Origin of the sequence: Methanoculleus methanifontis (assembly GCF_030464365.1) — an archaeon.
GTDB lineage: Archaea > Halobacteriota > Methanomicrobia > Methanomicrobiales > Methanoculleaceae > Methanoculleus > Methanoculleus methanifontis.
The window spans coordinates 1-4,827 of sequence record NZ_VCYI01000026.1 but is presented as its reverse complement, the minus strand read 5'-3'; the positions used below and the strand labels follow the sequence as shown (position 1 = coordinate 4,827).

The 4,827-nt window shown below is 54.4% G+C and carries 1 tRNA gene and 2 rRNA genes; all 3 read right to left on the bottom strand.

Annotation, left to right across the window (positions count from 1 at the left end):
* Positions 1-16: 16 nt before the first annotated feature.
* A 23S ribosomal RNA gene (locus tag FGW20_RS13190) occupies positions 17-2,943 on the bottom strand.
* Positions 2,944-3,069: 126 nt separating this feature from the next.
* A tRNA-Ala gene (locus tag FGW20_RS13185) sits at positions 3,070-3,142 on the bottom strand.
* Positions 3,143-3,211: 69 nt separating this feature from the next.
* Positions 3,212-4,678: ribosomal RNA gene (locus tag FGW20_RS13180) — 16S ribosomal RNA — on the bottom strand.
* The 16S and 23S rRNA genes sit together here with 1 tRNA gene alongside, the layout of an rRNA operon.
* Between the last annotated feature and the right edge of the window lie 149 nt (positions 4,679-4,827).

Below are 4,827 nucleotides of genomic sequence, written 5' to 3'. Positions count from 1 at the left end.
GGATTTCGTCTGAGTTCAGCGGACGGCATTGGACGTTAGTATCCGCGGACTGAACACGTCGTTGCCTTCGTGCTTACATCCCGGACCTATCAAACGAGTCTTCTACTCGTGTCCTCAGCGGAGTCTCTTTTCAGGTCAGGTTTCAAGCTTAGATGCTTTCAGCTTTTATCCCTTATCGCGTAGCTGCTCGGCATTGCCCGGTCGGACAACCGATCGACCAGAGGCGACGACGGAAAGTTCCTCTCGTACTATTTCCATCTTACCTTCAGACTCCTTACACTCCAGATAGATAGTAACCGACCTGTCTCACGACGGTCTAAACCCAGCTCACGATCCCCTTTAATAGGCGAACAACCTCACCCTTGGCCGCTGCTGCACGGCCAGGATGGAAAGAACCGACATCGAGGTAGCAAGCCGCCGGGTCGATATGTGCTCTTGCCGGCGACGACTCTGTTATCCCCGGGGTAGCTTTTCTGTCGTCAATGGCCCTCATCAATAAGGCTCATTGGTTCGTTAGACCCGAGTTTCCTCTCGCGATGACTTGCTCTGCGTCATCGCGTCAGGCCAACTTATGCTCTTGACACTCTCCTGTGAGTTTCTGACTCACATGAGTTGACCATAGGGCACCCTTGATATTTTTTCGAGGGTGTGGCGCCCCACCCAAACTGCCTACCTACCGTTGTCCTCGGGAACCGAGTTAGTGTTACAGTAAACCAAGGATGGTGTCTCATTGGTGGCTCCCCACCCCCCGGAGGGGATGGTTCGACGCCTCCCATCTACGCTGCGCAAGGAATACCGTAACACAGCGGCAGGCTGCAGTAAAGCTCCACGGGGTCTTCACTTCCCATCTGGAGTCCCTAGTTTCTGCACTAGGATAAAATGTTCAACGGCTTCGTGTTAGGGACAGTAGGGCTCTTGTTAATCCATTCATGCAAGTCGCCAATTAAGCGACAAGGTACTACGCTACCTTAAGAGGGTCATAGTTACCCCCGCCGTTTACGAGTCCTTCGTCCGGTTGAACCCGGTGTTCAGATACTCGCACTGGGCAGGAATCAGTGACTATACGAGTCGTTTCCGAGTTGCAGTCACCTATGTTGTTATTAGACAGTCAGAGCCCCCTGGTCACTGCGACCTGCCTGATCGCCAGGCAGGCACCCCTTCTCCCAAAGTTACGGGGCTAATTTGCCGAGTTCCCTTAACACGATTAAACCGACACGCCTTAGCCTTTTCAGCTAGGGGCACCTGTGTCAGATCTCGGTACGGACATACGCCTCCCTTTTCACGGGCTCCAGGAATTTGCCGGATTACTCCATCACGCCTTCTCTCGCTTCTCACCATGGCGGTACTCCACGAGATTGAACGCTTGGACAGGGCGACGACCCTGCCCGGCATATCCCGAAGCGTCAGGGCAGTAAACTGCTACAGACGCATGGTACAGGAATATTAACCTGTTTCCCTTTCGATGTGCTCGAATTACGACACACCTTAGGACCGACTAACCCTCGGCTGACGAACATTGCCGAGGAAACCTAGCCCCTCCGGCGGTTGGGATTCTCACCCAACTTTGCTTCTACTAATGCCAGAATTCTCATTGCTACCCGGTCCACAGGACCTTACGCCCCTGCTTCTGCCCAGGCAGCACGCCTCTCTACGCCATCACGCTTACGCGTGGTCCGTGGTATCTGTAGTAGGCTTAAGCCCCGTCCATTTTCAGTGCCCCAAACCTCGACTGGTAAGCTGTTACGCACTTTTTAAAGGATAGCTGCTTCTGAGCTCACCTTCCAGTTGTCTTTGGCCTGGGACGCCTTTCAGTGTTGACACTGAGCCTACATTGAGGGACATTAACCACGGTCTGGGTTGTCTCCCTTACGGACTACAAGCTTACCCCGTAGTCCGGACTGCCAGCCTTCTTCGACGACGGGGAATTTGGAGTTTGACAGGAGGGTGAGGGATTTCTCCCCCAGCTCCCCCAATCAGTGCTCTACCTCACCGTCTATCTCCAGCCAGGTCATGCTACGGCATGTTTCGAGAGGAACCAGCTGATGCCTAGCTCGATTAATCTTTCACTCCTATACGCAGGTCACGCGAATGATTTGCATATCAAAACCGCTTGCGGTCCTCCACGCGCCTTTCGGCACGCTTCAACCTGCCCACGCATAGATCGCTAGGCTTCGGGTCTTATCCTACAGACTTCACGCACGATTAATACGTCGTCCCATGCCCGAAGGCTACGGACCTGTTGGTTTCCCTTCGGCTCCCCTTTGGGGTTAACCTTCGCCTGCAGAATAAACTCTCTGGCCCGTTCTTCAAAACGTACGTTGCGACATCGGCAACCACGCCCGTACTACCGCCTCACGACGGGTTCCTTCACGTGGCAGATCCTTTCATGCCGCAACTCACCATCACCTATCAGTTTCAGGCGCTTTTCACCACCTTTCCAGGGTTACTTTTCAGCCTTCGCTCACGCTACTACTGCGCTATCGGTTTCGAGTAATATTTAGTTTTGGAGGTTGATGACCCCCAGATTCCCGCGAGAATTCCGACCCGCGGTACTCAAGACACTACCAGGATACCTTGGCGTACACGTACGGGGCTATCACCCTCTTTGGCACCTCATTCCAGAGGATTTCCATTTGGCCGCAGTATCCGGACGGTAGGCTTACGACACCACATCTCCCTTGCGGGATTCAGTTTGAACTCTGTCGTGTTCGATCGCCTCTACTAACGACATCTCGGTTGATTTCTTTTCCTCCCCCTACTAAGATGTTTCAATTCGGGGGGTTCCCGATCCTTACGGATCAACACCGAAGTGTTGGGATGTCCCATTCGGGGATCTCCGGATCGTAGACTCCATGCGTCTTCCCGGAGCTTATCGCAGCTTGGCACGCCCTTCTTCGGCACTCGAACCGAGCCATCCACTGACAGGCATATCGCCGTTCCGCTGAACTCATTTAACGTCCAGAGTACGCACCTATACACAGCCTCGTCAGGTCAGAGACCTTCAGCCCTTCCCCGGTGATTCGCATCTCCGGGTGCATTTTCGGCAGGACGTAGTTTTGCCCTGTCGAGTGGACTCAGGGGGATTTGAACCCCCGGCCTCCGCCTCGCAAAGGCGGCGCTCTTCCAACTGAGCTATGAGCCCGGGTCTATCGTTGACATCGGCAATTTTACGTTTTGTTCAGCAACCGCTGTTGCCCAAGTACATTTCTTTAGGAGGTGATCCAGCCGCAGATTCCCCTACGGCTACCTTGTTACGACTTAACCCCCCTTGCGGAACCTAGATTCGACTGCGGCAACGACCGCAGGCTCATCCAAACCCCACTCGGGTGGTTTGACGGGCGGTGTGTGCAAGGAGCAGGGACACATTCACCGCGTTATATTGAAACGCGATTACTACAGATTCCAGCTTCATGTGGGCGAGTTACAGCCCACAATCCGAACTACGGACAGGTTTAGGAGATTGCCTCCACCTTTCGGTGTCGATACCCATTGTCCTGCCCATTGTAGCCCGCGTGTAGCCCGGATAATTCGGGGCATGCTGACCTACCGTTGCCCATTCCTTCCTCCTCTTTAGCAGAGGCGGTCCCAACAGTGTCCCCATCAGCCCGGAGGCCATGCTGGCAACTGTTGGCGTGGGTCTCGCTCGTTGCCTGACTAAACAGGATGCTTCACAGTACGAACTGACGACGGCCATGCACCTCCTCTCAGCTAGTCATGCAGAGTCTTCAGCCCGGCAATCATTCTGCTGTCCTATCCGGTGAGATTTCCGGCGTTGAGTCCAATTAAACCGCAGGCTCCACCTGTTGTGGTGCTCCCCCGCCAATTCCTTTAAGTTTCAGCCTTGCGACCGTACTTCCCAGGCGGTACGTTTCACGGTTTCCCTTCGGCACCTCGACGACACGTGGTCGTCGATACACCTAACGCACATCGTTTACGGCTGGGACTACCCGGGTATCTAATCCGGTTTGCTCCCCCAGCTTTCGTCCCTCACTGTCGAAGCCGTTCTGGTGAGGCGCCTTCGCCACAGGTGGTCCCTCGAGGATTACAGGATTTCACTCCTACCCCCGAAGTACCCCTCACCTCTCCCGGTTCCAAGATCGCCAGTATCCCTTAGACGCCTGACAGTTGAGCTGCCAGATTTCCCAAGAGACTTAACGACCCAGCTACGAACGCTTTAAGCCCAATAAAAGCGGCCACCACTCGAGCCGCCGGTATTACCGCGGCGGCTGGCACCGGTCTTGCCCGGCCCTTTCTTCAGGTGTGTTTTAGACACCTGGACAGCCTGCATATACAGGCACTCGAGGTTCCCTTATCACGGTTGCCCGCATTGTAAAGTTTTCGCGCCTGCTGCGCCCCGTAGGGCCTGGATTCGTGTCTCAGAATCCAACTCCGGGCTCTTGCTCCCACAACCCGTACCGATTACGGGCTTGTTGGGCCGTTACCCCAACAACAACCTAATCGGCCGCAGATCCATCCTAAGGCGTCGGGACTTTGAGTTACCGAGCATTCCAGCATCGGTAACCTATAGGGTATTATCCCCAGTTTCCCGGGGTTATCCCCTTCCTTAGGGCAGGTTATCCACGTGTTACTGAGCAGTACGCCGAGGGCCGAACCCTCTCGACTCGCATGGCTTAATCGAACCCCGATAGCAGTGACCTCTGGCAGGATCAACCAGAGTTTGGAAGTAATGCACACTACTAAACTTGGGAGGAATTAGCGGTTACTGAACAAATTTCCGCATTGCCAATGCCAACGTCAGAACCAACCCGCGTCACGGCACGGTCGTGTTGGTTCCCCATCAACAGGAAAACAATGTTTATTTTACAA